This window comes from Rickettsia monacensis, from assembly GCF_000499665.2.
Classification (GTDB): domain Bacteria; phylum Pseudomonadota; class Alphaproteobacteria; order Rickettsiales; family Rickettsiaceae; genus Rickettsia; species Rickettsia tamurae.
Map to the genome: position 1 here is coordinate 1,203,516 of NZ_LN794217.1, position 20,848 is coordinate 1,224,363.

Here is a 20,848-nt window from a genome sequence, read left to right on the forward strand (position 1 = left end):
TTATTTAAACTATTATAATTTTAATAAATATTCGGCGATAAATGCAGCAGGGTTTTCTACAGGATCAAGCATCTTTTTAAATTGATTTCTGCCGCTACTATTTTCATGATAAGGCAAATAATGATTTTGCTTAATAAATTCTATATAGTTAATAATATCTTGCGGCTCATAAGCAAAATACATATATTTTTTTAATTCTTTAGATAGAGCATTGCTATTAAATTCATTATTCCAACCATTACTTAAGTAAATTATAGGCTTATCGGCAACTACTACTTCAGCAAGAGATGAAGTACCGTCACTTATTACAATATCTGACACCATTATATCATCTAATAACGACCTGAATGCATGTGCAGAAACAGTAACATTCTTTAAAGAATTAAATCTACTTAATATATTATCCATATCACTTTGGCTTAAGTAATTTTTACCGACCGCATAGGTAAATAGTGTAACATGCGGTCTTATAATAAAATGAATATTAGGATGTTGTAATGCATAATTATAGAAAAAATAGTGATAATTTAAGAAAGTAGAACCTCCTTCATATAAATCTCTATTTTTAAATGATAATTCCCATCTAGGAAGCCATAAAATGGTTTCCGAGTTTGGTTTTTCTTTAATATTATAATTTCTTACTTCATAGTATGGTTGATAACCTGAAACAATAACTCTATCCTTAGGAAATTTATAATTACTAATAAAGATATCCTTTGTACTTTCTGAATCAACAAATACCGTCTCTATGAAACTTGATAACTTATCATCATCAATATTTTTTTGATGAAAGATATGCGGACCATAGACTATATACATAATTTTTGTTTTAGTTCCTCTAAAGCTCTTATACAAATTAGCAGCCGTAAAAGGTTCTGATATATAGCCTTGGAAATTTTCGTAAGGGTTTTGCGTAAAGATAAAATCCGGCTGATAATTTTTTAGTTCAGAAATTTCACATTTTATATTAACATTTGAATAAGAAGCATACTTACCGCATGGATATATCACATCTTGTGTATCAAATTTACTAATAAACCCGGTATCTATTCCTCCTTGAATATTAGGATGAGGATGAGGTACTATTACAATTTTGACATCATGACCTATTTTTTTCATCTCATTATACATTGCGTATACGCCTTTGCCGCCGAATGTCTCTGTACTAACAAGGAAAACTATTCTTTTATAAGAATTTTCGTTGGAATAGCAAAAAGAAGATATAAGAGTTATTAGTAAAAAAACACTTAAAAATAAAGTGTTAAGTTTTATTAATTTAAAGAATTTCATGTTTTTGATTAGGATTACTTTTTAAACCACACTGTGCGATTAACATAATCCACATAACTTAAAACTATACGCAATATTTTCTTTGATACAAGACCTGCTTCAGCATAATCCGGTACAATATCTTGCGTATTTTTATTATTCTCGTGTTCTTCCGTAATAGCTTTTGCCGATTGCAGCACCCGCTCAGCCTTAAAACCTGACATAATAAGCGTGCCGGCGTCCATACCTTCAGGACGTTCATGTGCTTCTCTAATATTTAAAGCAGGTAAATTAAGTATTGATGCTTCTTCGGTGATAGTACCGCTATCGGATAAAATACAAAAAGCATTCATCTGAAGTTTGATGTAATCCGTAAAACCAAAAGCCGGTAAAAACCTTATTTTATCACCAAGCTCCTTAAATCCCAAATCCTCAAGCCTTTTTTTAGTCCTTGGGTGTGTTGAGAAGATTACGGGGAAATTATACTCTTTAATAAGCGTTTGTAAACTACTTAATAATTCTTTCAGATTATTTTTGACATCGACATTTTCTTCACGATGTGAACTAATTAAAAAATATTGCTTAGCGGTTAATGATAATTTATCTAAAATATCAGACTTTAATATTTTAGGCATAAAGCGATCAAGGACCTCAGGCATATGCGAACCTGATTTAAAAATAAGCTCAGCAGGTAGTCCCTCAGCGATTAAATAACGTCTTGCATGCTCGGTTAACGTAATGTTAACGTCGCTAATATGATCAATGATTTTACGGTTTATTTCTTCAGGTACACGCTGATCAAAACAACGATTTCCTGCTTCCATATGAAAGATCGGAATTTTACGGCGTTTAGCGGCAATTGCCGATAAACAAGAGTTAGTATCACCGTAAAATAAAACGGCATCGGGCTTTTCTTTCTCAAGTACTTCATCAACTTTTTCAATAATAAGCCCGATAGATTTTGCCGTATTATCTGCCGCTACTTCTAAGAAATAATCCGGTTTTCTAATTCCCATATCATCAAAAAAAACCTGATTTAATTCATATGCATAATTTTGACCGGTGTGAACTAGGATGTGATTAGTATATTTATCAAACTCGGAAATCACACAGCATAGTTTAATAAGTTCAGGACGAGTACCGACAATCGTCATTACTTTAAGCATTTTTTAGCTCCTCTTGCACATAATCAAGATTTAGTAGCAGCTCTTTTACTTCTTCCAAATTTAAACGTTTTGTATTATGAGAATTGTAATCCTCTAAAAGAGCTACTTTCTTTTCACCCTCAACAAAATATTTGGCATAATTAAGATCACGTCCATCCATAGGAATACGGTAATAACCACCTAAATCATCAGCTTTTGCCATTTCTTCCGATGATACTAACGATTCATAATGCTTCTCTCCGTGACGTGTACCAATAAAGCGTATTTCATTTTTGCTACCGAATATTTCTTGTAACGCTCTTGCAAGTACCTCGATTGTACTTGCCGGAGCTTTTTGTACAAAAATATCGCCTTGACGTCCATGCTCAAACGCATATAAAACTAAATCTACGGAATCTACAAGCGACATTAAAAAACGTGTCATTGAAGGTTCAGTGATGGTAAGGTCTTTATCCTGCTTAATTTGATTGATAAAAAGAGGAATTACTGAACCACGGGAAGCCATAACATTACCGTATCTAGTGACACAAAGCACGGTCTCACCCTGGCTACGCATACGAGCTTTTGCTACTGCTAACTTTTCCATTAACGCTTTAGATAATCCCATTGCATTAATTGGATATACAGCCTTATCGGTACTCAGTACTATAACTTTTGCAAGTTTATTATTAATGGCTGCACTTAAAACATTTTCAGCCCCTAAGACATTAGTATTTATTGCTTCCATAGGATAAAATTCGCAAGTCGGAACTTGCTTTAAAGCAGCGGCATGGAATACATAATCTACACCGTGCATTGCCTCATCAATACTTTTATAATTGCGTACGTCCCCGATATAGAATTTAAGTTTCGGATTATTTAAGGCAATACGCATATCCTCTTGCTTTTTTTCATCTCTACTGAAAATTCTAATTTCTTTAATATCATTAATAATATCGGATTTAAGAAAACGAGAAAGCACCGCATTACCAAACGAACCGGTGCCTCCTGTAATCATTAAAGTTTTATCTACAAACATTATATATAAATACCTATTTTGTTATTATTCATTCTGTCATTGCGTAAATCGAGAAACACTCTAAGGTAGTCATCCCGTGGTCAAGCCACGGGATGACAAGAGTGGACAAACCTATATTCGCAATGACGGCCTTACTACCCAAACTCACACATACGCTTTACAAGCTCACGCCATTCAGGAGGCGTATATCCCGTTACCTCGTTAAAACGAGTAGCATCTAGTGATCGATCTATTACAAGCTCATCTGACGGAATAATATCGATTTCTTTATTATATATTTCCGCTACTAATTTTAATAATTCTAACTTGTTAATCGGTTTTGATGCAACATGATAAAGCCCATGCAGCTCTTTATTAGGTAACACAAAATCCCTTATTATTCTTGCAAGCTCTACAGTCGGGAATCCTGAATAAATAGCTTTCTCAAAACCTTTCACTTGCCCTTCTGCACTTAAAAACCAATTTATTAAGCTTCTATTGCCTGCCAGCTCATGACCTATAATTGAAGTACGCAAAGTGATAGCATGAGGATAATCTACCTCACCAAGAAACTTAGAACGACCGTAAAGGTCATAACAATCAGGAAAATCGCTTTCCTTATAATTACCTTTTTTTCCTGAAAATACACAATCCGTACTAATATGGATTAACCTTGAATTAGCTAATTTACATAAATTAGCTAGCCTATGCGGTAACAAACTATTTATCGGCAATGTTTTTAACGGATCGTTTGCATCAGCTAGTTGTTTTACAAGCCCTATACAATTTATTACTATATCGGGTTTTGCTTTATTAAATACCTCAACTAACGAATCATGGTTCTCAACATCTACATTTGTAATTAATTTATCGGATAAATCCTTAGAAAAATAAGAACGAGCGGAATTATTTCGGGCTGTCGCAAAAATGTCAAAATTTTTATCACTACTTAAAAACCTGAATATGCTATTACCTAGCATACCGGTAACACCTAGAATTAATATTTTCATGGTATATCTTATTTATTTTTACCGGATCGGTTTTATCATAAATAAGATATCTTTACAATAAGGTTTTTGAAAAGCTAGAAAGGCATTACTTAAAAAAGGGAATAATTTAAAAAGTTTACGTCATTGCGAGGAAGATTACAAAGTAATTGACGAAGCAATCCAGTTAAAAATTCTGATTTACAGAATTTTTTTATTATTTTCTGGATTGCCACGCTCCTTACAGTCGCTCGCAATGACGATATTCAATTAATGATAATCTAAAGTTTTTTTATAGAATCAAGCACGGTTTCAAGAATCATACTAGCAGCTACTGCATCATCGTTATTATTACGGTCTTTTCTTTTCACGCCGAATGATTTAAGGAAATTATTTGCAGCTTTTGTAGTTAGTCTTTCATCTTGTAAATATATAGGCAAGTTTATAGATTCTGCTAGCTCTTCAGCAAATTTCATCACTATATTTGTTTGCTCCGTTACTGCTCCGCTCATATCAATCGGTAGACCTATTACCACGCCACAAACTTTATATTTTTCGATGATATTAAGCAAGGAAGTAATAACAATTTTTTTATTTATCTCGGTTATAGTATTTAAGGGCATAGCAATACTACATTCTTGATTAGATAATGCGATTCCTAATTTTTTGCTTCCGTAATCAATAGCGATAAGCGGAGCATTTGGTATTAAAAGCCGATAAAATTCTTGAAGATTTTTTATGATCATGATAGTTATAAAAATTACTTTATTAATTATTATATATGCTAAAAACTATTCAAAAACACATAGATATCAAATTAATTAAATTATCGGCGATTTTAGCCTTTATTTATTGTTTGTTATTTAATACCGCAATATTGATTTATAAATTTGATTATTATAAAGCAACGATCTTTAGAGGGATATTAGAGTTATCAAAAGATTTTTGTTATATTTATATATTTTCTTTTATAGCATTTTTTGGTCTTAGCGTACATAGATTAGTGTTAAAAATCGGCGTGGGGTTTTTATTTATAACATCCGCTATTGCTAGTTATTACATTTATTTCTTCAAAATCAATCCTACTAAACAAGTAATAGGTAGTTTTTTCTCAACGGATTTAAACGAAGTTTATGAATTAACCAGCATTAAGTTAATAATATGGATAATTTTTTGTCTTTTTACTTGTTTTTATACTCTCAAATCTTTTGCCGCCGAAAATTCTAAATCATTCGTAACAAAACTATTATCTGCCGCTTGCTTACTTATTTTTGTATATAATATTATTACTCCTTCATTTAAGATACTAAAAAATCATTTTCCCATTCAGTATTTACATAATAGCTACCTTAATTTTGCTGGAAATTTCGGTGATAAAAATTATGCATGTATAGATATTAGCAAACAATATAACTTTATAGATAAGTCAGATAAAGATATTATCGGTGTTTTAGTTATAGGAGAATCAGCAAGATTTGATCATTTCGGTATTAACGGTTATGAAAGAGATACGACCCCTTACTTAAAGACTACTCAAAACCTAATTTCTTTCAAAGCTAAATCTTCTTCTAACCTTACCTATCTTTCCGTACCGTCATTACTTTCACGTTATCCTACAAATCAAATTGAAAATACTAGACAAGAGAACAGCTTTTTATCAATTTTAACAAATCTTGGATTTAATACTACCTGGATCGGTACTCAAACTTTAATGAGGAGTTTTGCAAATGTTGACCTCAGTAATATATATAACGACGTTAATTTTACTATAGTACCGGGCGGCTCTGCCCTATTCTCTTTAAATGATTATGATGAAAAAATATTGCCTTTTATAAAAGAAATAATAACAAATTCAGAGAAACAATTTTTAGTAGTTCACACCTCAGGAAGTCACTGGAACTATAACGCAAGATATCCAAAAGAGTTTGAGTATTTTACCCCTACCTGCCCTATTAAGGTTAAGGGGGATGCAAGTGATTGCGATAAGCTTGCTTTAGTTAACAGTTATGATAATTCAATTTTATACACCGATTTTTTTTTATCTAATTTAATAGATTTGCTTAAAGATAAAAATGCATTTTTATTATATGTATCCGATCACGGCGAATCGCTAGGAGAAAATGGTTATTACGGTCACGGTGGCCCACTACTTGCAGAACAAATAACCGTACCTCTTATAGTTTGGGTATCGGACGCTTTTAAAGCAAAATATCCTGACTCAGTATCTTCAATTAAAAATTATGCTAATACCGAAATTAGCCATGATTATGTATTTCACTCAATCCTTGACTGTTTAAATATAGATTCCAACATAGTAGATAAAGACTTAAGTATATGTAAATCTAGTTAAAAATTATTGAATTATTAAAAATTAATATATAAATTAAGATCTCAATAATTATATGATTTATTATCATGTCTGATATACCTAAACTAGACGACTATTATTATAGATTTTTACAAAATATTTTACTTAAAACACTAGAACAAAATAAAGCTGCTGAAACTTATTTATTACAGAAAGATTTTAATAGTGCTTTAAATAAGATAAAAAATGTAAATGAACAACTTGAAGAATATTCAAGCATTCTTTCTTTACTCAAAGTAATTAAAACCCATTTTATTGATAAAAAAATATATAATTTAAGTACCGTTTAACTTTAATCCTTTTTTTATAATTAAAAATAATATAGAGTGGAAATAAAAAAAGTATTGAATTATGGAATATGCATTATTAATTTTCAGTATTATAGCGATTTTAGTTATAATACAAATGGTTAAAGTTGTACCGCAACAACAAGCATGGGTAGTAGAAAAATTGGGAAAATTCGATAAGGTACTGCAGCCTGGCTTAAATTTACTAATCCCTGTCATTCAAAGAGTAGCATACAAACATACTTTAAAAGAAGAAGCAATAGACGTTACCGCTCAAACAGCTATTTCAAATGATAACGTAACATTATCTATTGATGGCGTTTTATATGTTAAAATCATTGATCCAATGGCAGCATCTTATGGTGTTAATAATCCTTACTATGCCATAACACAGCTTGCTCAAACTACTATGCGTTCGGAAATCGGTAAACTCCCTTTAGATAGAACTTTTGAAGAACGCGAAACTTTAAACGTAGCAATTGTAGCAGCTATTAATCAGGCTGCTATAAATTGGGGTATACAATGTATGCGTTATGAAATTAAAGATATTCAACCTCCGCAAACTATACTTAAAGCTATGGAATTGCAGGTAGCAGCAGAGCGTCAAAAAAGAGCTCAAATTCTAGAGTCGGAAGGTAATAGACAAGCAAAAATTAACCATGCAGAAGGTGAAAAAGCACAAATTGTACTGAATTCAGAAGCTTCTTATACGGATCAAGTGAACAGAGCAAAAGGTGAAGCTGAAGCAATAGGCTTAGTCGCTACCGCTACAGCAAATAGTATTGAGATTGTCGCAGCTGCCGTACAAAAAACGGGAGGAAGTGAGGCGGTAGCTCTTAAAGTAGCTGAGCAGTATATTAGTGCATTCGGTAATTTGGCTAAAGATACCAACACTGTAATTTTACCCGCAAACCTTTCAGAACCGAGTAGTTTTGTAACCGGAGCATTAACTATATTTAACCAATTAAAAGCTTCTTCGGAAAAGAAAATAGATAAGTAGCAATTTATATTGTAATAATAATTAGTTTTATATATCATATCAGATTATTAATACTAATAAAAGGTTATGAATATGTCAGTATTTGTCGGCAAAACTGCTCCGGATTTTACAGCTAAAGCTATTATGCCTAATAATAATATAGACGATAAGTTTAAACTTAGCGATTATGCTGCGGGGGATAATATAGTGTTATTTTTTTATCCCCTAGATTTTACTTTTGTTTGTCCATCGGAAATTATAGCATTTCACAATAAGCTTGGTGAATTTACCGAAAGACGTACTAAAGTAGTAGCTGTTAGCGTTGATTCTCATTTTAGCCATTTAGCTTGGAAAAATACTCCGCATAATAAAGGCGGACTTGGACAAGTACAATTCCCAATGGTTTCCGATATAAAAAAGGATATTTCTTCAAAATATAACGTACTTAATGAAGACGGTGTTGCTTTGCGTGGAGCTTTTTTAATTGATAAGGATTTCATAGTACGTCACATGCTAGTTAACGACTTATCTATCGGTCGTGATATTAATTATACATTAAAAGTAATCGATGCTTTAACTCATCATCAAAAACACGGCGAAGTTTGTCCTGCAGGCTGGCATAAAGGCGAGGAAGCAATTACCCCATCACATGAGGGTATAGCACATTATTTAAGCTCACATGCCGAGAAGCTGTAGTTGCTCTTATTTATGTCATCCCCGTGGCTTGACCACGGGATCTTGTATCACAGGCTGTGTCCTGAGATCCTGCGATCAAGTTGCGGGATGACACTAACTCATATCAAATAACCCTAAATAATATTGAAACAATTAATATTTTACGTCTTATTAGGAGTGAAAATATCGGTCCTAAAACTTTCTTTAGTTTAATTAAATTATTCGGTGATGCAGCAACTGCCATAGATAACGCTCCGGATTTTTCATTTGCAAGGCGGAAAGTCAAAACCAATTAAAATTTTTAGTAAAAGCGATGCTGAAAAAGAGTTAGAACTTCTCGAAAAAGATAATGCTAAGATCATCACATATAAATCTCCGGAATATTCAAAATTGTTACTTGAAATTTATGATCCACCGCCAATATTAAGCTATAAAGGTAATATAACGCCGATTATGGATAAGGAATAGAGAGGAAGGAAGGTTACAAGAGTTATTAAACCTTATATAAATAGGGCACTGAAGGAGTAAAATAAAGGTTTAATAACATGTGTAAATATACTACAATATTTTGTATAGTAGATAAATTTTGTAAAATTTATGAGAAATGGGTAAAACATCAATTGCTGAAAAGTAATAAGCAAAGATTTAGAGAAGGTAAGCTTTCCTTAAGTGAAGAACTCTCAATAATGATTTTTACCATTTTAGTGCATATAAACATTTAAAAGCTTATTACCAAAACTTTATTATTAATGGTAATTTGTTCAGGAATCCACCTTGTTATGAGAGATTTGTTCAGCTTATTCCTTCATTATTTCTGCCATTGATTGTGATGTTACATTACTTAAGTGGGAAAAGAACGGGAATTTATTATGCAGATTCCACACATTTTGCAGTATGTAAAAATATCAGAATTAATTCTAACAGAACTTTTAATAATCTTGCAAAAATGGGACGTAGTTCTGTCGATTGGTTTTTTGGATTCAAGCTTCATATGATAATCAATGATAAGGGAGAAATTATTGCTGTTAAAATTACCAAAGGTAATGTTGATGACAGAATTGCATTTGAAGCAATGGTTATCAAAAAGGTCTAAAAGGTAAGTGTTATGATGATAAGGAGTTTATTTCAGAAAAAATGTTTACAAAACTTTATAAGCAAGGTTTAATAAAAATTACCGGAATAAGAAAGGATATGAAAAACTATTTATTACCTCTTTTGGATAAAATCCTTTTAAGGAAGAGATTCATTATCGAAACCATTTTTGGCTACATAAAAGAGAATTTTAATATTACTCCTTCCAGACATCGATCACCTATTAATTTCTTTACTTCTCTATTCTCTGCTCTTATTGCTTACCAACTTAAACCTAATAAACCATGTATTTCTTATCCATAATCGGGGTTAATATAGAGTTATTAAATCATAATAAATACGTTGCAATAGTAGGTGCAAGAAACGCTTCTGCAAACGGAAGAAGCTTTGCTCATAAAATTGCAAATGATTTAGTAAAAGAAAGTTATATAACCGTTTCAGGGTTAGCACGAGGAATAGATAGCAGCGTACATCAAGCAGCAGTTTCTCGAACCATCGGAGTCATTGCCGGAGGTATTGATCATATATATCCACCGGGAAATAAAAAACTATTTGAAAATTTAGCAGAAGAAGGTTTAATATTAGCTGAGTTACCTATCGGCTGCTTGGAAAACATTTTCCACAGCGTAATAGGATAATATCGGGACTAGCCTTAGGAGTAGTGGTAGTAGAAGCAAGCTTAAAATCCGGTTCATTAATAACTGCAAAATTTGCACTTGAACAAAATAGGGAAATATTTGCTGTTCCCGGCTTTCCTTTAGATCCAAGGTGTCAAGGTACAAATAAATTGATTAGAGAAGGAGCATATTTAGTGGAATCAGCGGAGGATATTGTAGCTAATTTACCGCAATATGAAAAATTTATCGAAAAAGATGATGGGTTATTTAAGGATTTTGTTGAGCTAGGAACAGTAAATACGAGATATGTTAAAGAACCGTCACAAAAGGAGCGTACTGCTATATTGGAACTATTATCGGCAGTACCTATAGATTTTGAATATTTACAAAAAGAAATAGAATTACCGCTTCCTATCATATATACGGTAATATTAGAATTAGAACTCGCCGAGAAAGTAATGCGTCACGCCGGTAATAAAATATCATTAGTTTATAATAAGTAGATGAAATTAGTAATAGTAGAATCGCCGGCAAAGGCAAAAACGATAAATAAATATTTAGGTGATGAGTTTAAGGTCATTGCATCATTCGGTCATATTAGAGATTTACCTTCTAAAAAAGGCTCGGTGTTACCTGATGAAAATTTTGCAATGAAATATGATATTTCCGATAAAGCCGGTAAATATGTAGATGCCATAGTTAAAGATGCTAAAAAAGCTGATGCAGTATATCTTGCAACCGATCCTGATCGTGAGGGTGAATCTATCTCATGGCATGTTGCAGAGGTAATAAAAGAAAAAAATAAGGTTAAATCCGATGATTTTTTCAAAAGGGTAGCCTTTAATGAAATCACTAAAAAAGCAATTATTCATGCCGTTGAGAACCCTAGAAAACTTGACACTAACTTAGTAAATGCCCAGCAAGCAAGAAGAGCTTTAGACTATTTAGTCGGCTTTACCCTTTCACCTCTTTTATGGCGTAAGTTACCGGGATGTAAATCGGCGGGACGTGTGCAGTCCGTGGCTCTGCGATTAATATGTGAACGAGAAGATGAAATAGAGCGTTTTAAGTCAGAAGAATATTGGGATATTAGCCTTAAAATGCAAAATAGTAATAACGAACTATTTACTGCTAAATTGACTCACGTAAACGATCAGAAACTAGAAAAATTCTCAATTATTAACGAAAAAGATGCCAAAGATTTAACCGAAAAATTAAAATCTCAAAATTTTCATGTTGATAAGATAGAAAAGAAACAACAAAAACGTCAGCCTCAACCTCCTTTCATTACTTCATCACTACAACAAGAAGCAGCAAGAAAACTAGGTTTTAGTGCTAAAAAGACTATGCAAATAGCACAAAAACTTTATGAGGGCGTTGACATAGGTAAGGAAACTATAGGGCTTATTACCTATATGAGAACCGACGGCGTTACATTATCAAATGATGTAATAGCAGATATACGCAAGTTAATCGATAAAAGTTACGGCGATAAATATTTACCGACTAGCCCTAGAATTTATAAATCCAAAGTAAAAAATGCTCAAGAAGCTCATGAGGCGATAAGACCGACGAATATTACTTATACTCCAGATAGCTTAAAAGAAAAGTTAGAAAAGGATTATTATAAGCTTTATGAACTAATTTGGAAAAGAACTATAGCCTGCCAAATGGAAAATGTTATAATGGATTTGGTAGTTGCAAATTTAGCTTCGGAAAATAAAGAATATTTGGCAAAAGCAAACGGATCGACTATAGCTTTTGACGGGTTTTATAAGGTTTGTCGTGAAAGTGTGGACGATGAGGCTGAAGAAGAAAATAAAATGCTGCCGCCTTTAAAAGAACAAGAACCACTTAAAACTAAAGAAGTTATTCCGAATCAGCATTTTACCGAGCCGCCTCCAAGATATTCGGAAGCAAGTTTAGTGAAAAAACTTGAAGAGCTTGGGATCGGTCGTCCTTCGACCTATGCTAGTATTTTATCGGTTTTACAAGATCGAAAATATGTTTCTCTTGAGAAAAAACGATTTATACCTGAAGAGCTTGGACGTTTGGTAACGGTATTTTTAGTCGGTTTTTTCAAAAAATACGTTGAATATGATTTTACGGCAGGACTTGAAAATGAATTAGATGAAATAGCAGCCGGCAAGCTTGAATGGAAAGCTGCCTTAAGTAATTTTTGGAGCGGTTTTAACCATAATATTGAATCGGTAAACGAGCAGAAAATAACCGAGATTATTAGCTATGTACAGAAAGCCCTTGATTATCACTTGTTCGGTGAGAATAAAGAATCTAAAGTTTGTCCATCATGTAAAACAGGCGAGCTTAGCTTAAAGCTTGGTAAGTTCGGGGCATTTTTAGCATGTAGTAATTACCCTGAATGTACTTTTAGAAAATCTATTGTTAGCGGTAACGATAATAACGAGAATGAAGGCGAGCCTTCCGCTATTCCTAATGAGAATAAAGTTTTAGGTACGAATAAAGACGGAGTAGAAATATATCTGAAAAAAGGACCTTACGGACCTTATATTCAACTTGGCGAACAAGAAGGCAAAGTAAAGCCGAAACGTAGCCCCGTACCTGCTAGCCTGAACCAAAACGATATTACACTTGATATAGCATTAAAGCTTCTAAGCTTACCGCTTAAAATCGGCGTGCATAAAGATAGTGGCGAGGAAATTATGATAGGATACGGTAAATTCGGTCCTTACATAAAATATATGGGTAAATTTATTTCAGTGCAAAAAAAATATGATTTTCTAAATTTAAGATTAGATGACGCAATGAAGCTAATTGAAGACAATAAGCGAAGTTAGAGAAGAAACAGGCGTAAGAATGTCATAATCGTCATTGCGAGGAGACATTGTTGCGTGGATCAATTTCACCCCTGTCATGCCGTGGTCAAGCCACGGCATAACATAGTTTTTTAGTAGGATGACAATTAATAAAATTACTTATTTATGACAAAAGTTATAACACGATTTGCTCCGTCACCGACCGGTATGTTACATGTCGGGAATATCAGGGCAGCACTGCTTAACTGGCTATATGCAAAGAAGCATAACGGACAGTTTATTTTAAGATTTGACGATACGGATTTAGAGCGTAGTAAACAGGAATATAAAGACGCTATCGAGGAAGATCTAAAATTTTTAAATATTAATTGGGGTCAAACGTTCAACCAATTAAGCCGTTTAAATAGATATGATGAAATCAAAAATCTATTACTAAACAAAAAAAGATTATATGCCTGCTATGAGACTCCTGAAGAGCTAGAATTAAAGCATAAATTTCAATTATCTAAAGGTTTGCCGCCGATTTATGATCGAGCTAGCTTAAATCTAACTGAAGAGCAAGCAAAGAAATATATAGAACAAGGAAGAAAACCGCATTATAGATTTTTGGTAAATCATGAACCAATTAGCTGGCATGATATGATCAAAGGCGAAGTTAAATATGACGGCAATGCTTTAAGTGATCCAATAGTGATAAGAGCAGACGGTAGTATGACCTATATGTTATGCTCGGTTATTGACGATATTGATTATGATATTACTCATATTATTAGGGGTGAAGATCACGTTAGCAATACCGCTATTCAAATTCAGATGTTTGAAGCATTAAATAAGATTCCGCCGGTTTTTGGGCATTTGAGTTTAATAATAAATAAAGACGAGAAAATTTCTAAACGAGTGGGAGGGTTTGAGATCGCAACTCTTAGAAAAGAAATCGGAATCGAAGCTATGGCAATTGCTAGCTTTTTTAGTTTACTTGGTTCATCCGCACAAATCTTGCCTTATAAATCAATAGATAAGCTAGCAAATACATTTGAGATAAGTAGTTTCTCTAAAAGTCCAACTATCTATCAGCCGGAAGATTTAGAAAGATTAAATCATAAATTACTTATAAGTTTAGATTTTGATGAAGTAAAAGAACGCCTTAAAGAAATAGATGCCGAGTATATTGATGAAAATTTTTGGTTATCGGTAAGACCTAACTTGCAAAAATTACGTGATGTAAAAGATTGGTGGGAAATTTGCCATCAAACTCCGAATGTTCAAAATCTAAATTTAGATAAAGAATATTTAAAGCAAGCAGCAGAATTATTACCGCCAGGTGAAATCACTAAAGATAGCTGGAGCATTTGGACTAAAGAAATAACAAATATAACAGGCAGGAAAGGTAAGGAGTTATTTTTACCTCTTCGCCTTGCTTTAACCGGCAGAGAATCAGGACCAGAAATCGCAGGCGTTTTACCTTTGATTGATAGAGAAGAGATAGTAAAACGATTAATTTGTCATACCGTGGCTTGACCACAGTATCCATAAAAACAATAAAAATACTAGTATTTTTAACTGGACCCCGTGGTCAAGCCACGGGGTGACAGAGGCGGAATTGATCCACGCAACAATGCCTCCTCGCAATGACGATTGAGTATGACAATATTTTAACTACTCTATCATGTTAGTATTAATAACACCGGCAAGCTCTGCGGTATCACCGTAAATAACCCCGATTATGGATAAGGAATAGAGAGGAAGGAAGGTTGCAAGAGTTATTAAACCTTATATAAATAGGGCACTGAAGGAGTAAAATAAAGGTTTAATAACATGTGTAAATAACCCCGATTATGGATAAGAAATACATGGTTTATTAGGTTTAAGTTGGTAAGCAATAAGAGCAGAGAATAGAGAAGTAAAAAAATTAATAGGTGATCGATGTCTGGAAGGAGTAATATTAAAATTCTCTTTTATGTAGCCAAAAATGGTTTCGATAATGAATCTCTTCCTTAAAAGGATTTTATCCAAAAGAGGTAATAAATAGTTTTTCATATCCTTTCTTATTCCGGTAATTTTTATTAAACCTTGCTTATAAAGTTTTGTAAACATTTTTTCTGAAATAAACTCCTTATCATCATAACACTTACCTTTTAGACCTTTTTTGATAACCATTGCTTCAAATGCAATTCTGTCATCAACATTACCTTTGGTAATTTTAACAGCAATAATTTCTCCCTTATCATTGATTATCATATGAAGCTTGAATCCAAAAAACCAATCGACAGAACTACGTCCCATTTTTGCAAGATTATTAAAAGTTCTGTTAGAATTAATTCTGATATTTTTACATACTGCAAAATGTGTGGAATCTGCATAATAAATTCCCGTTCTTTTCCCACTTAAGTAATGTAACATCACAATCAATGGCAGAAATAATGAAGGAATAAGCTGAACAAATCTCTCATAACAAGGTGGATTCCTGAACAAATTACCATTAATAATAAAGTTTTGGTAATAAGCTTTTAAATGTTTATATGCACTAAAATGGTAAAAATCATTATTGAGAGTTCTTCACTTAAGGAAAGCTTACCTTCTCTAAATCTTTGCTTATTACTTTTCAGCAATTGATGTTTTACCCATTTCTCATAAATTTTACAAAATTTATCTACTATACAAAATATTGTAGTATATTTACACATGTTATTAAACCTTTATTTTATTCCTTCAGTGCCCTATTTATATAAGGTTTAATAACTCTTGCAACCTTCCTTCCTCTCTATTCCTTATCCATAATCGGCGTTATTTATAAATAGTAAACATAATAACTAAGTTTTATGAACAAAGACATCCCTACGGATTTATTACCTTCAGAATATGAGCTAACAAGCTCTAGTAGTGCTGCTTTGACTCTACTTTTAATGGGAGCAACTTTCTGCTATTGTTGTTTTGATAATGAGCGAAAAGATATGGGGTTTGAATTAATCGGTGATCACCACGAACATGATGAATAATATTTTTAAATTATTGCATGGTTCTTAATGTCATTCCTGCGAAAGGCTTGCCTACGTGGCTCGAAAATAGTCATTGCGAGGAAATTGCATAGCAATTGACGAAGCAATCTCAGGAGTTTGTTATTATTTCATGAGATTGCCACGCAGTCTACGACTGCTCGCAATGACGGGGTGGTATCCACACAGGCAATGCCCAACCTACAATTTACTCGGATCAAAGCTAAAATTAATCTCTTTCCAATGATTAAAACGAGCAGGATCAATGTTTTCGATAGGGCTTGCCTGCCATACTGCTCTAATTGCATTATCCGCTAAAGCTTCACAAACGCTAGCCGGAATATTAGGACAGATTTTTTCTTTAACCTTTGCCTGTTCAACATTACCTGCTTTATCTAGGGTAATGCTAATAATAACTTTTACCTTATTATTACCTCTAACCCCTGCCGGTACATTACTCCAATGTCTTTCAATTTGTCTTTTTATTAAAGATGTTTCACTATCGGAAAGAAGCAGCCCATCCGTATAAACCCCTTTAGCTTCTTTTGCATTATCAGCTTTTTTTGACCTTTGATGCTTATTGGATTTTACATTATTCCCTTCCGAAGATTGTTCTAAATTCTTCAGCAAAGAATCAAGCTCATCGGTTTTAGGCTCTTTTTTCTTCACCTCTTTAGGTTTCTCAACCGGTTTCTTTCCCTCTTTCTTTTCTTCGGACTTCTTCTCTTCTGCTTGTTTTTTTTCCTCTTCTTTAGGTTTTTCTTCCTTTACTTCTTCTTTTTTCTCAGGCAACGCTTCTTTCGCTTCTTCAGGCTTTGGTTCTTCTATAGGTTTTTTCTCTTCTATTTTAGGCTTTTCTTCTATTGTTTTAGCCTCAGGCTCTTTTGCTTTTTCTTCTTTAGGCAAATCTTGCGGTTCTTCTTCTTTTGGCTTACTCTGCTCAGATTTTTTAGCGTCTTCGTTTTCTATGGGGGCTTCTTTTTGCTTTGTCTGAGTGATAATATTTGATTTATCGCTAACATGTAACATTTCAAAAGTTATAGTTTGCTCTTCCGGTAATTTTTCAAAAAGTGACGGCATACTGAATAGAAAAAAATATAAAAGAAGTAAGTGCAGAACAACAGAGAAGGTAAGGAAAACCGTAAAATTATCCTTATTTTGATTACTTTTCATTATTTTTAATATTTGAAATAAGAGCTACACGAGAAAAGCCAGCAGCATGAATTTCGGCAACTATCTTTACTACCTGCCCATAAGAAACATTTCTATCGCCTCTTACAAAAATTCTAGCATCCTTTTTTTCTTTAGTGATATTTGCAAGCTTGTCGGTTAAATGCGTTCTTTCTATTGGAGTTTCAAGTAAGAAAATTTCGCCTTTATTATTGATAGTAACAACCAAAGGCTCATCCTGCCCTGAAATCGGGCTTGAATTTGTCTCAGGCAAATCCACATTTACCCCTGAAACAAGCATTGGAGAAGTAATCATAAAAATAATTAATAGCACAAGCATCACGTCAACAAGCGGCGTAACGTTAATTTCGCTAACTACCGCTCTTTTACTTTTTCTATTACTTCCGGCAAGCTTTATAGCCATTACATTTTCTCCTGATCAATTGCCTTAGAAAGTATAGAATTTAACTCACTAATAAAATCTTCAATCTTATTATTGATAAGAGTAATACGGGAAATCAGATAATTATAAAAAATTACTGCCGGAATAGCTGCAAATAAGCCTATCGCAGTTGCAAGTAACGCCTCGGCAATTCCGGGAGCTACTACGGCAAGAGAAGTATTTTTTGAATTAGCAATCGATTGGAAGCTGTGCATAATCCCCCAAACGGTACCGAATAAACCCACGAAAGGAGCACTTGACCCGACGGTTGCCAAGAAGCTTAAATTCTTCTCAAGCTTTTCGACTTCTCTATTTTGAGCTAGATACATTGAATTTGTGATACGCTCTTTATGGTTATTTTTTAATGCATCAGAAAGCCCTTTAGTACTTAAACTCTTACACTCATCCATAGCGGATACGAATATTAAAGCTAGCGGATTATTAACCGACCTCTTTATGCTTTCATATAATTGCTCCAATACTCCACCGGACCAAAACACATTTTCAAAGTTCTTCATTCTTCGCTGTACTTGTGCTAGCTTAAATATTTTGTCCCAAATAATAGCCCACGACCAAATCGAGGCAATAAGAAGCATCAACATAACCGACTTACCGATAATGTCGGATGAACTTATTAAAGAAAAAATCGATAAATGATCTTGCGTAACAATTTCTAAGCTATCGCTAATATTAGTATCTGCACTCATTGAATGTATATTATTTAATTATTCTAAAATTAAATAATATATTCATATTTTACTTTTGTCATTAGGTTATGTGAAAAATTTTTAGTGATCAATTCAGTGTCATACCGTGGCTTGACCACGGTATCTAGGAAAACAATTTAAAATACTAATAACTATTAGTATTTTAAGCTGGACCCCGTGATCAAGTCACGGGGTGACAAATACTTTTTAAACTATTAATTTAATATCTCTTGACTTATCTCAATTTTTGCCGCCCTTAAATTTAACCTACGGTTGTATATGAAATTAATTGAATATTTTAAAAAACTTGAATCTATAGCTTTTGGCCCATGGCTTAATAAATACAAACAATTATTTACCTTAAAGGACCTAGAGATTGACATGTGTAATGATTCAAGCAAAGAATAATAAAGAACATTTTAATAAAGAGTTAATTATATTATCTAATGACGTTATTGAAAGAGAGATAGGAGCAGATACAAAGCAATCAGAAGTTGCAGTTATTTTTTCTTCGAACCATAGAGAAAATTTATATTCTATATTTACTTATTTACTTGGTTAACAAACTTTCAGTTAGAACAATATTCTAGATTTATATTAAATCTTCCAAAAGATTATAAGGATTATAAAGATTATTTTTTACAAGAAGAACAACAAAGCAGATATTCAAAAATCAAAACTTTTAATAATGTTCAAGATAAGAAATGGTTAGCAAGGAAATATTTCAATTTATCAAAGCACGAACCATCAAATAATTACCCATTATTTCAAGAAAATACTTTAAAATTGCAAAAATATTTAGAATATCCTTATGAATATAATACTGCAATTTATAAATCTGAATTTCTAGGTTCTGTAGATAGCTATTATAATTATTCTTGTGATAATATATAAAAATTATATTTTAAGAAAACAATTAATTTATTAAGGAAATTAATATGCCAAAACAAGAAGATCTAAGACCTTATGTAAAAAAAATTGGTAATTATACTTATTATATTAACCCTAAAGGTGGAACGATAGTAACAGAACCTAATGGTGATGCTTATCGTTATGTTAACCCCGATTATGGATAAGAAATACATGGTTTATTAGGTTTAAGTTGGTAAGCAATAAGAGCAGAGAATAGAGAAGTAAAAAAATTAATAGGTGATCGATGTCTGGAAGGAGTAATATTAAAATTCTCTTTTATGTAGCCAAAAATGGTTTCGATAATGAATCTCTTCCTTAAAAGGATTTTATCCAAAAGAGGTAATAAATAGTTTTTCATATCCTTTCTTATTCCGGTAATTTTTATTAAACCTTGCTTATAAAGTTTTGTAAACATTTTTTCTGAAATAAACCCCTTATCATCATAACACTTACCTTTTAGACCTTTTTGATAACCATTGCTTCAAATGCAATTCTGTCATCAACATTACCTTTGGTAATTTTAACAGCAATAATTTCTCCCTTATCATTGATTATCATATGAAGCTTGAATCCAAAAAACCAATCGACAGAACTACGTCCCATTTTTGCAAGATTATTAAAAGTTCTGTTAGAATTAATTCTGATATTTTTACATACTGCAAAATGTGTGGAATCTGCATAATAAATTCCCGTTCTTTTCCCACTTAAGTAATGTAACATCACAATCAATGGCAGAAATAATGAAGGAATAAGCTGAACAAATCTCTCATAACAAGGTGGATTCCTGAACAAATTACCATTAATAATAAAGTTTTGGTAATAAGCTTTTAAATGTTTATATGCACTAAAATGGTAAAAATCATTATTGAGAGTTCTTCACTTAAGGAAAGCTTACCTTCTCTAAATCTTTGCTTATTACTTTTCAGCAATTGATGTTTTACCCATTTCTCATAAATTTTACAAAATTTATCTACTATACAAAATATTGTAGTATATTTACACATGTTATTAAACCTTTATTTTACTCCTTCAGTGCCCTATTTATATAAGGTTTAATAACTCTTGTAACCTTCCTTCCTCTCTATTCCTTATCCATAATCGGGGTTACTTTACTTAAGTGGGAAAAGAACGGGAATTTATTATGCAGATTCCACACATTTTGCAGTATGTAAAAATATCAGAATTAATTCTAACAGAACTTTTAATAATCTTGCAAAAATGGGACGTAGTTCTGTCGATTGGTTTTTTGGATTCAAGCTTCATATGATAATCAATGATAAGGGAGAAATTATTGCTGTTAAAATTACCAAAGGTAATGTTGATGACAGAATTGCATTTGAAGCAATGGTTATCAAAAAGGTCTAAAAGGTAAGTGTTATGATGATAAGGGGTT

The 20,848-nt window shown here is 32.6% G+C and carries 26 protein-coding genes and 2 pseudogenes; 16 read left to right on the forward strand and 12 right to left on the reverse strand.

All coding sequences use genetic code 11. From position 1 onward, the window contains the following. Positions 1–12: 12 nt before the first annotated feature. From RMONA_RS06300 to ruvX, 6 genes and pseudogenes are all read right to left on the reverse strand, one after another. A pseudogene (locus RMONA_RS06300) lies at positions 13–1,345 on the reverse strand (hypothetical protein). After that, complete coding sequence (gene wecB / locus RMONA_RS06305; protein WP_023508064.1) at positions 1,305–2,435, reverse strand: non-hydrolyzing UDP-N-acetylglucosamine 2-epimerase; 1,131 nt, start codon at positions 2,433–2,435, stop codon at positions 1,305–1,307. The pseudogene RMONA_RS06300 and the gene wecB overlap by 41 nt, the downstream one beginning before the upstream one ends. Beyond that, positions 2,428–3,453 (reverse strand): polysaccharide biosynthesis protein, encoded by a 1,026-nt coding sequence (locus RMONA_RS06310; RefSeq protein WP_023508063.1) that lies wholly within the window; start codon positions 3,451–3,453, stop codon positions 2,428–2,430. Before RMONA_RS06310 ends, wecB begins: the two co-directional genes overlap by 8 nt. 134 nt (positions 3,454–3,587) lie before the next feature. Next, positions 3,588–4,442 (reverse strand): dTDP-4-dehydrorhamnose reductase family protein, encoded by an 855-nt coding sequence (locus RMONA_RS06315; protein WP_023508062.1) that lies wholly within the window; start codon positions 4,440–4,442, stop codon positions 3,588–3,590. A gap of 116 nt (positions 4,443–4,558) precedes the next feature. After that, a pseudogene (locus RMONA_RS09415) lies at positions 4,559–4,689 on the reverse strand (lytic transglycosylase domain-containing protein); the annotation flags it as partial. A gap of 10 nt (positions 4,690–4,699) precedes the next feature. After that, positions 4,700–5,164 (reverse strand): Holliday junction resolvase RuvX, encoded by a 465-nt coding sequence (gene ruvX, locus RMONA_RS06320; protein ID WP_023508061.1) that lies wholly within the window; start codon positions 5,162–5,164, stop codon positions 4,700–4,702. Positions 5,165–5,199: 35 nt separating this feature from the next. Here ruvX and RMONA_RS06325 point away from each other — a divergent pair, with 35 nt between their 5' ends. The 12 genes from RMONA_RS06325 to gltX all read left to right on the forward strand — a co-directional run bounded on the left by RMONA_RS06325 (position 5,200) and on the right by gltX (position 14,749). Beyond that, on the forward strand, positions 5,200–6,768 hold the full coding sequence (locus tag RMONA_RS06325; RefSeq protein ID WP_023508060.1) for a phosphoethanolamine transferase: 1,569 nt from the start codon (positions 5,200–5,202) through the stop codon (positions 6,766–6,768). A 65-nt stretch (positions 6,769–6,833) separates the two neighbouring features. Continuing rightward, positions 6,834–7,076, forward strand: coding sequence for a hypothetical protein (locus tag RMONA_RS06330; RefSeq protein WP_023508059.1), 243 nt, complete (start codon positions 6,834–6,836; stop codon positions 7,074–7,076). A 61-nt stretch (positions 7,077–7,137) separates the two neighbouring features. Further along, a complete protein-coding gene (locus tag RMONA_RS06335) occupies positions 7,138–8,073 on the forward strand; it encodes an SPFH domain-containing protein (RefSeq protein WP_023508058.1) in 936 nt (311 codons plus the stop codon). Between the two features lie 72 nt (positions 8,074–8,145). After that, entirely contained in the window at positions 8,146–8,748 is a 603-nt protein-coding gene (locus tag RMONA_RS06340) for a peroxiredoxin (RefSeq protein ID WP_008580069.1), read from the forward strand. 80 nt (positions 8,749–8,828) lie between these two features. Beyond that, entirely contained in the window at positions 8,829–9,023 is a 195-nt protein-coding gene (locus tag RMONA_RS11305) for a DNA processing protein DprA (RefSeq protein WP_331385725.1), read from the forward strand. After that, a complete protein-coding gene (locus RMONA_RS09705) occupies positions 8,995–9,195 on the forward strand; it encodes a DNA-processing protein DprA (RefSeq protein ID WP_023508057.1) in 201 nt (66 codons plus the stop codon). Before RMONA_RS11305 ends, RMONA_RS09705 begins: the two co-directional genes overlap by 29 nt. 361 nt (positions 9,196–9,556) lie before the next feature. Further along, complete coding sequence (locus RMONA_RS06350) at positions 9,557–9,820, forward strand: transposase (RefSeq protein WP_023507103.1); 264 nt, start codon at positions 9,557–9,559, stop codon at positions 9,818–9,820. 41 nt (positions 9,821–9,861) lie between these two features. After that, positions 9,862–10,122 (forward strand): transposase, encoded by a 261-nt coding sequence (locus tag RMONA_RS06355; protein WP_023507102.1) that lies wholly within the window; start codon positions 9,862–9,864, stop codon positions 10,120–10,122. Then, a complete protein-coding gene (locus tag RMONA_RS06360; protein WP_096001043.1) occupies positions 10,104–10,457 on the forward strand; it encodes a DNA-processing protein DprA in 354 nt (117 codons plus the stop codon). Before RMONA_RS06355 ends, RMONA_RS06360 begins: the two co-directional genes overlap by 19 nt. Before the next feature lie 23 nt (positions 10,458–10,480). Beyond that, positions 10,481–10,939 (forward strand): DNA-processing protein DprA, encoded by a 459-nt coding sequence (locus tag RMONA_RS10580; RefSeq protein WP_037231656.1) that lies wholly within the window; start codon positions 10,481–10,483, stop codon positions 10,937–10,939. Beyond that, complete coding sequence (gene topA / locus RMONA_RS06370) at positions 10,940–13,252, forward strand: type I DNA topoisomerase (RefSeq protein ID WP_023508056.1); 2,313 nt, start codon at positions 10,940–10,942, stop codon at positions 13,250–13,252. It begins immediately after the preceding gene. Positions 13,253–13,396: 144 nt separating this feature from the next. Then, complete coding sequence (gene gltX, locus RMONA_RS06375; protein ID WP_023508055.1) at positions 13,397–14,749, forward strand: glutamate--tRNA ligase; 1,353 nt, start codon at positions 13,397–13,399, stop codon at positions 14,747–14,749. 315 nt (positions 14,750–15,064) lie between these two features. Here the strand turns inward: gltX and RMONA_RS06380 are convergent, their stop codons facing one another. Next, entirely contained in the window at positions 15,065–15,718 is a 654-nt protein-coding gene (locus RMONA_RS06380) for an IS982 family transposase (RefSeq protein ID WP_339325421.1), read from the reverse strand. Positions 15,719–16,050: 332 nt separating this feature from the next. On the opposite strand from RMONA_RS06380, the gene RMONA_RS09710 reads away from it, so the two are divergent. Next, on the forward strand, positions 16,051–16,227 hold the full coding sequence (locus tag RMONA_RS09710; protein WP_023508053.1) for a hypothetical protein: 177 nt from the start codon (positions 16,051–16,053) through the stop codon (positions 16,225–16,227). A gap of 198 nt (positions 16,228–16,425) precedes the next feature. On the opposite strand, the gene RMONA_RS06385 is transcribed toward RMONA_RS09710, so the two are convergent. The 3 genes from RMONA_RS06385 to tolQ are packed head-to-tail and all read right to left on the reverse strand — an operon-like array spanning position 16,426 to position 18,543. Further along, entirely contained in the window at positions 16,426–17,397 is a 972-nt protein-coding gene (locus tag RMONA_RS06385; protein WP_037231653.1) for an energy transducer TonB, read from the reverse strand. Further along, a complete protein-coding gene (gene tolR, locus RMONA_RS06390; RefSeq protein ID WP_023508051.1) occupies positions 17,387–17,818 on the reverse strand; it encodes a protein TolR in 432 nt (143 codons plus the stop codon). Before tolR ends, RMONA_RS06385 begins: the two co-directional genes overlap by 11 nt. Then, the gene (tolQ, locus tag RMONA_RS06395; protein ID WP_023508050.1) at positions 17,818–18,543 is read right to left on the reverse strand and encodes a protein TolQ; all 726 of its coding nucleotides are present in this window, start codon (positions 18,541–18,543) and stop codon (positions 17,818–17,820) included. Before tolQ ends, tolR begins: the two co-directional genes overlap by 1 nt. Before the next feature lie 376 nt (positions 18,544–18,919). Between tolQ and RMONA_RS10585 the strand changes: the two genes are divergently transcribed. Both RMONA_RS10585 and RMONA_RS09425 read left to right on the forward strand, forming a co-directional pair. Continuing rightward, positions 18,920–19,105 (forward strand): hypothetical protein, encoded by a 186-nt coding sequence (locus RMONA_RS10585; protein WP_242402813.1) that lies wholly within the window; start codon positions 18,920–18,922, stop codon positions 19,103–19,105. A 376-nt stretch (positions 19,106–19,481) separates the two neighbouring features. Then, the gene (locus RMONA_RS09425) at positions 19,482–19,619 is read left to right on the forward strand and encodes a hypothetical protein (RefSeq protein ID WP_023508047.1); all 138 of its coding nucleotides are present in this window, start codon (positions 19,482–19,484) and stop codon (positions 19,617–19,619) included. Here the strand turns inward: RMONA_RS09425 and RMONA_RS11015 are convergent. Together RMONA_RS11015 and RMONA_RS11020 are read right to left on the reverse strand one after the other, a co-directional pair. After that, a complete protein-coding gene (locus tag RMONA_RS11015) occupies positions 19,610–19,870 on the reverse strand; it encodes a transposase (RefSeq protein ID WP_023507102.1) in 261 nt (86 codons plus the stop codon). The two genes, RMONA_RS09425 and RMONA_RS11015, sit on opposite strands and share 10 nt — an antisense overlap. A 41-nt stretch (positions 19,871–19,911) precedes the next feature. After that, complete coding sequence (locus tag RMONA_RS11020; protein WP_023507103.1) at positions 19,912–20,175, reverse strand: transposase; 264 nt, start codon at positions 20,173–20,175, stop codon at positions 19,912–19,914. 456 nt (positions 20,176–20,631) lie between these two features. Here RMONA_RS11020 and RMONA_RS08815 point away from each other — a divergent pair, with 456 nt between their 5' ends. Beyond that, positions 20,632–20,820 (forward strand): transposase, encoded by a 189-nt coding sequence (locus RMONA_RS08815; RefSeq protein WP_242402868.1) that lies wholly within the window; start codon positions 20,632–20,634, stop codon positions 20,818–20,820. Positions 20,821–20,848 lie beyond the last annotated feature (28 nt).

Bases quoted from the DNA above. Each gene is read 5' to 3' on its own strand.
- RMONA_RS09710 (WP_023508053.1), top strand. From the start codon at position 16,051: ATGAACAAAGACATCCCTACGGATTTATTACCTTCAGAATATGAGCTA.
- gltX (WP_023508055.1), top strand. From the start codon at position 13,397: ATGACAAAAGTTATAACACGATTTGCTCCGTCACCGACCGGTATGTTA.
- RMONA_RS11020 (WP_023507103.1), bottom strand. From the start codon at position 20,175: ATGTTACATTACTTAAGTGGGAAAAGAACGGGAATTTATTATGCAGAT.
- tolQ (WP_023508050.1), bottom strand. From the start codon at position 18,543: ATGAGTGCAGATACTAATATTAGCGATAGCTTAGAAATTGTTACGCAA.
- RMONA_RS06355 (WP_023507102.1), top strand. From the start codon at position 9,862: ATGTTTACAAAACTTTATAAGCAAGGTTTAATAAAAATTACCGGAATA.
- RMONA_RS06335 (WP_023508058.1), top strand. From the start codon at position 7,138: ATGGAATATGCATTATTAATTTTCAGTATTATAGCGATTTTAGTTATA.
- RMONA_RS06315 (WP_023508062.1), bottom strand. From the start codon at position 4,442: ATGAAAATATTAATTCTAGGTGTTACCGGTATGCTAGGTAATAGCATA.
- topA (WP_023508056.1), top strand. From the start codon at position 10,940: ATGAAATTAGTAATAGTAGAATCGCCGGCAAAGGCAAAAACGATAAAT.
- RMONA_RS06310 (WP_023508063.1), bottom strand. From the start codon at position 3,453: ATGTTTGTAGATAAAACTTTAATGATTACAGGAGGCACCGGTTCGTTT.
- RMONA_RS06360 (WP_096001043.1), top strand. From the start codon at position 10,104: ATGTATTTCTTATCCATAATCGGGGTTAATATAGAGTTATTAAATCAT.
- RMONA_RS06350 (WP_023507103.1), top strand. From the start codon at position 9,557: ATGTTACATTACTTAAGTGGGAAAAGAACGGGAATTTATTATGCAGAT.
- tolR (WP_023508051.1), bottom strand. From the start codon at position 17,818: ATGGCTATAAAGCTTGCCGGAAGTAATAGAAAAAGTAAAAGAGCGGTA.
- ruvX (WP_023508061.1), bottom strand. From the start codon at position 5,164: ATGATCATAAAAAATCTTCAAGAATTTTATCGGCTTTTAATACCAAAT.
- RMONA_RS11015 (WP_023507102.1), bottom strand. From the start codon at position 19,870: ATGTTTACAAAACTTTATAAGCAAGGTTTAATAAAAATTACCGGAATA.
- RMONA_RS06325 (WP_023508060.1), top strand. From the start codon at position 5,200: ATGCTAAAAACTATTCAAAAACACATAGATATCAAATTAATTAAATTA.
- wecB (WP_023508064.1), bottom strand. From the start codon at position 2,435: ATGCTTAAAGTAATGACGATTGTCGGTACTCGTCCTGAACTTATTAAA.
- RMONA_RS09425 (WP_023508047.1), top strand. From the start codon at position 19,482: ATGCCAAAACAAGAAGATCTAAGACCTTATGTAAAAAAAATTGGTAAT.
- RMONA_RS06340 (WP_008580069.1), top strand. From the start codon at position 8,146: ATGTCAGTATTTGTCGGCAAAACTGCTCCGGATTTTACAGCTAAAGCT.
- RMONA_RS06330 (WP_023508059.1), top strand. From the start codon at position 6,834: ATGTCTGATATACCTAAACTAGACGACTATTATTATAGATTTTTACAA.
- RMONA_RS06385 (WP_037231653.1), bottom strand. From the start codon at position 17,397: ATGAAAAGTAATCAAAATAAGGATAATTTTACGGTTTTCCTTACCTTC.